Origin of the sequence: Vibrio sp. V12_P9A6T4, assembly GCF_963874835.1 — a bacterium.
Lineage (GTDB): Bacteria > Pseudomonadota > Gammaproteobacteria > Enterobacterales > Vibrionaceae > Vibrio > Vibrio anguillarum.
On record NZ_CAWNJO010000002.1, the window covers coordinates 1 to 4,129 of the forward strand.

The following is a 4,129-nucleotide window of genomic DNA, read 5'->3' on the forward strand; positions in this document are numbered from 1 at the left end:
TCGCCACGCGTTGGCAATCCCTCTTGAGCCGTTTGTTAGGCTATTAATCCACCAATTCAATACCTAAGCTTTCTAATAAGCTCAACGCTTCATATCGTGAAAACTTAGCCTTTTTAACGTTATTTTCTAGTACGTCAATGGAGTATGCTGTTGATTCACTGAAATCAACCCCTTGCAAATTTGTTCTCATAAATAAACTGTGGCTAAAATCACTATAAATCATTATTGAACCTGCAAAGTTACCTTCACGGAAATCAACATCATGCAACTTACATTCATCCAAAACCAATTCATTTAAGGTCAGGCCAAAGAAAGACGAGTCATTTAAAATACAACGCTTAAAACTTAGCTCAAAGTCCGAGTGATAAACTGGCCATGTCGCTTTCGTCCAATCAACGCCAACTAACTTACTGTCTTGAAATTTAAGCTCAAAGAGCTTTGAGTTTGTAAAATCGACCAAACTCAAATTGCAGCGTTCAAATGTGCAGTTTGTAAACTTACATTTCTGGAATTTAACCGCTGAAAAATCGCAGTCGGAGAATTGGCAATCTTCAAACTCGACGTCGCTATATTTCTCATCAGGTGAGGAAAGCTTCTCAAAAGAAACGTCGAAATATTGCTCATTATTTTTTAAATCTATCATCGTATCCTCTGAATAGCCTAACGCCCGGCTAAGGGGTTGGCAACGCACCGCCGAACTCAAAAAACACACCGTAAACACTGAACTTCAATTTTGCACTAAAGTCGCCAAGCGTTGGCAATCCCTCTTGAGCCGTTTGTTAGCTGCTGCACTTTAGCCGGAGATTTTCTACCCAACGGCCTAATTTAAAACACATTATTGTTTTCAAGCGACAAAGTAAAACGGACAACTGAGAAACTAAAACCCAATCCACGAAAAGCACTTGGCAAAGAAGAAATAACAGGAAAACTTGACGAGCTTCTAGGACTTAAATTTACAAAGAATTCTTTCGAAGAAGCCAACAACCAAGTGCACGAAATCCATTTAAGCGCGAAAGAGCCTCAAAACCAAAGAAGCCACACCAAAGAAATAAACAAACACACCACTTCCCGCAAGAAGACTTCGGTTAGTTCAAACACTCTACGAACAGTGCCACTGGCGAGATACGTGGAGAAGTGCTGACTTTCAGGTGTAAAGCTAGAGCCTCAGACTAAGAAAAAATGAACACGGAATTTTATGATTTTTCTTAACCTCAGCTAACGCCCGGCTAAGGGGTTGACAACGCACCGCCGAACTTAAAAAACACACTGTAAACACTGAACTTCAATTTTGTACTAAAGCCGCCACGCGTTGGCAATCCCTCTTGAGCCGTTTGTTATGTGATTGTTGCACAAGATTTACATTAAGGGCTCAGCTATAATCCATACGCACCAAGTTAACTATAATAAAATGGACATGATATGAAAGCTCTTATTTATGAAACACTTATTAGCCTTGCAAACCAAGATCCTGAACAACATGCAAAAATTCGCGAAAATCTGTATGAACAGTTGGGCTTGCCTTTGGACAAACAATTAGCTCTATACTCTAGAGCCCTTGGGCCAGCAAGTTCAGGAAAACTTGAAAATGACCAAGCGATCAATAATGCAGTTGAGAGTGCCATTAAGCTGCTAGAAACACCTGAGCACTAGCCTTGCATTACTAAATATCAGCGGCCCACGACGTCAAGGGCCGTTTTTATATGCTCATTTTCTAACAAATCCTCAGCCAACTTAGACAAAATTATCACCAGTAATACTTTTAGAGAAAGCTAAAACCTCGATTTTTGAGCCAATTCCCTTCTTTGACGGCATGCAATAAGAATCTTGTTCTTTTCAATAATCGTTGAAGAATGCCAATCAATAATTTCATTCAACGATCTGAAACATCCCAAACAAATATCCATTTCACCTAAACAGCACTGTCTAATACACGGTGACTTGGGATCTTCGACCTCACTCATTTTCCTATCTTCCATAATAAAAATCCTATCACATTTCCGCAGTAGTCTTTATTAATGCAATCATAGTAAAGAATTCGGCGCACACTAGGCACATAACGCCCAATTAAGGGGTGAACAACGCCTCCACCCAACCTAAAGCTTTGTGCCATAAACACTAAAATTGAAGTAGAAGCAAAAATGCCAAGCGTTGAGAATCCCTCTTAAATTGATTGTTATATGCTTATTCATCGGTATCACCAAATCGAATTTCATCTGCTACATTAATGCAATCTATAGAATTTTGAATTCTCATAAAACATTTCAAAAGTTCTTTAGTTTCATGCTCAATCGCATCCTGTCTACTTTTATGATAGAAATCTAGAAACTCGTTACTATTCATTCCACTTTCTGAACAGTGGGTTGCCATCACTTGCTTTAGCTTAGGTACTTCAGGAGCTTTACCTTTTACAAAAACTCGACCATTTACCGGAATATCGTAAACCCGACGAGCTTTACCTTCCTGCTCAATAGCCAACGAAACTATTGAGCCTGATTTTTCAACTGTAAATTTCATTTATTACCCATCATTTCAATTTGTTAAGGCTCCAATTTCAATCCAAGCATATAACGCCCGGCTAAGGGGTTGACAACGCACCACCGAACTCAAAAAACACACCGTAAACACTGAACTTCAATTTTGTACTAAAGCCGCCACGCGTTGGCAATCCCTCTTGAGCCGTTTGTTAGCTATTTTTCCCCAGTGACTGATTTGAATGATTCAAAAATGAATGTCGCCAATCCACCTGCAACATTTGAATTTGCATAATCCTTCAAAGGCTCACAAAAATTTGATTTGAATTTATCAATAGCCTCTTCTGGAGAAGAAGCATAAATCGTATCACCTTCCACCTCTAACCCCGAGCTCAAGAGTTCTTCCTTTTCAAAAAGATAAGTTTCTGAACTCATATCCAGATAAGTAAATGCATTACGATTTGAATTTGGTTTACAGAAAAATTGATACTTTGACATCTTTAATTTCCTTGCTGCTGAATAAAACAATAGCTAACGCCCGGCTAAGGGGTTGACAACGCACCGCCGAACTCAAAAACACACTGTAATCACTGAACTTCAATTTTGCACTAAAATCGCCAAGCGTTGGCAATCCCTCTTGAGCCGTTTGTTATGCAAATTCAATGAGATAAACCGAATTTACACGACCAAAAGCCACAATCGCAATGGTTGAGTGATTCAAGAACCAACCCAAGCAAGAACTGTGATAAATAAGCCGCCAAAACAAAGTCCACCTTTCAGCAACAAACCAAGCTTTTGAATGAGACAAACCCTACAAGCAAGACTTTCAGCAAGTGCAAAATGCTCGATAAACTTGCCCTTTCCACACTTTGCGCCCACTGAATTTACAACGCGCCAGCGCTAAAACTGATTGAGGCAAACAAAGAACCTTGCCTGTTTTACGGCTTGAGTTAACCACGAATTTGAGGGTAAAAATGCTCATTTGCCGACAACACAAAACGAATGACCGGAGAAATCCCAAAAGATTGAACCCCTAAATTTACCTGAGTTGCATAACGCCCGGCTAAGGGGTTGACAACGCACCGCCAGACTCAAAAAACACACCGTAAACCCTGAACTTCAATTTTGCACTAAAGTCGCCAAGCGTTGGCAATCCCTCTTGAGCCGTTTGTTATGCAAATTCAATGAGATAAACTGAATTTACACGACCAAAAGCCACAATTGCAATGGTTGAGTGATTCAAGAATCAACCCAAGCAAGAACTGTGATAAATGAGCCGCCAAAACAAAGTCCACCTTTCAACAACAAACCAAGCTTTTGGAACAAACAAGTTCAACGGGCGAAAAATTCAGCAAGTGTGAAATGCTCGATTAGCTTGCTCTTTCGACACTTTGCGCCCGCTCAATTCACAACGCGCCAACACTAAACTTCATTGAGGCAAACAAAGAAATTTGCCTGTTTTACGGTTTGAGTTAGTCAAAAATTTGAAGGCGAAAATGCTCATTTTCCGACAGCTCGAAACGAATGGCCGGAGAAATCCCAAAAGATTGAATCCCTAAATTTACCTGAGTTGCATAACGCCCGGCTAAGGGGTTGACAACGCACCGCCGAACTTAAAAAACACACTGTAAACACTGAACTTCAATTTCGCACTAAAA

5 protein-coding genes are annotated in these 4,129 nt (G+C 40.1%); 1 reads left to right on the top strand and 4 read right to left on the bottom strand.

The window, feature by feature from the left end:
• Positions 1-43: 43 nt before the first annotated feature.
• Positions 44-643, bottom strand: coding sequence for a pentapeptide repeat-containing protein (locus AACQ42_RS00025; RefSeq protein ID WP_094166357.1), 600 nt, complete (start codon positions 641-643; stop codon positions 44-46).
• Positions 644-1,419: 776 nt separating this feature from the next.
• On the opposite strand from AACQ42_RS00025, the gene AACQ42_RS00030 reads away from it, so the two are divergent.
• A complete protein-coding gene (locus tag AACQ42_RS00030; RefSeq protein ID WP_013868597.1) occupies positions 1,420-1,650 on the top strand; it encodes a PAS factor family protein in 231 nt (76 codons plus the stop codon).
• A gap of 119 nt (positions 1,651-1,769) precedes the next feature.
• Here the strand turns inward: AACQ42_RS00030 and AACQ42_RS00035 are convergent, their stop codons facing one another.
• From AACQ42_RS00035 to AACQ42_RS00045, 3 genes are all read right to left on the bottom strand, one after another.
• Positions 1,770-1,976, bottom strand: coding sequence for a DUF1289 domain-containing protein (locus AACQ42_RS00035; protein ID WP_094166358.1), 207 nt, complete (start codon positions 1,974-1,976; stop codon positions 1,770-1,772).
• A gap of 205 nt (positions 1,977-2,181) precedes the next feature.
• Complete coding sequence (locus AACQ42_RS00040; protein ID WP_094166359.1) at positions 2,182-2,514, bottom strand: hypothetical protein; 333 nt, start codon at positions 2,512-2,514, stop codon at positions 2,182-2,184.
• 173 nt (positions 2,515-2,687) lie between these two features.
• The gene (locus AACQ42_RS00045) at positions 2,688-2,969 is read right to left on the bottom strand and encodes a hypothetical protein (RefSeq protein WP_094166360.1); all 282 of its coding nucleotides are present in this window, start codon (positions 2,967-2,969) and stop codon (positions 2,688-2,690) included.
• Positions 2,970-4,129: the final 1,160 nt, after the last annotated feature.

Coding starts and splice junctions, on each gene's coding strand:
- AACQ42_RS00025 (WP_094166357.1), bottom strand. CDS start 643: ATGATAGATTTAAAAAATAATGAGCAATATTTCGACGTTTCTTTTGAG.
- AACQ42_RS00030 (WP_013868597.1), top strand. CDS start 1,420: ATGAAAGCTCTTATTTATGAAACACTTATTAGCCTTGCAAACCAAGAT.
- AACQ42_RS00035 (WP_094166358.1), bottom strand. CDS start 1,976: ATGGAAGATAGGAAAATGAGTGAGGTCGAAGATCCCAAGTCACCGTGT.
- AACQ42_RS00040 (WP_094166359.1), bottom strand. CDS start 2,514: ATGAAATTTACAGTTGAAAAATCAGGCTCAATAGTTTCGTTGGCTATT.
- AACQ42_RS00045 (WP_094166360.1), bottom strand. CDS start 2,969: ATGTCAAAGTATCAATTTTTCTGTAAACCAAATTCAAATCGTAATGCA.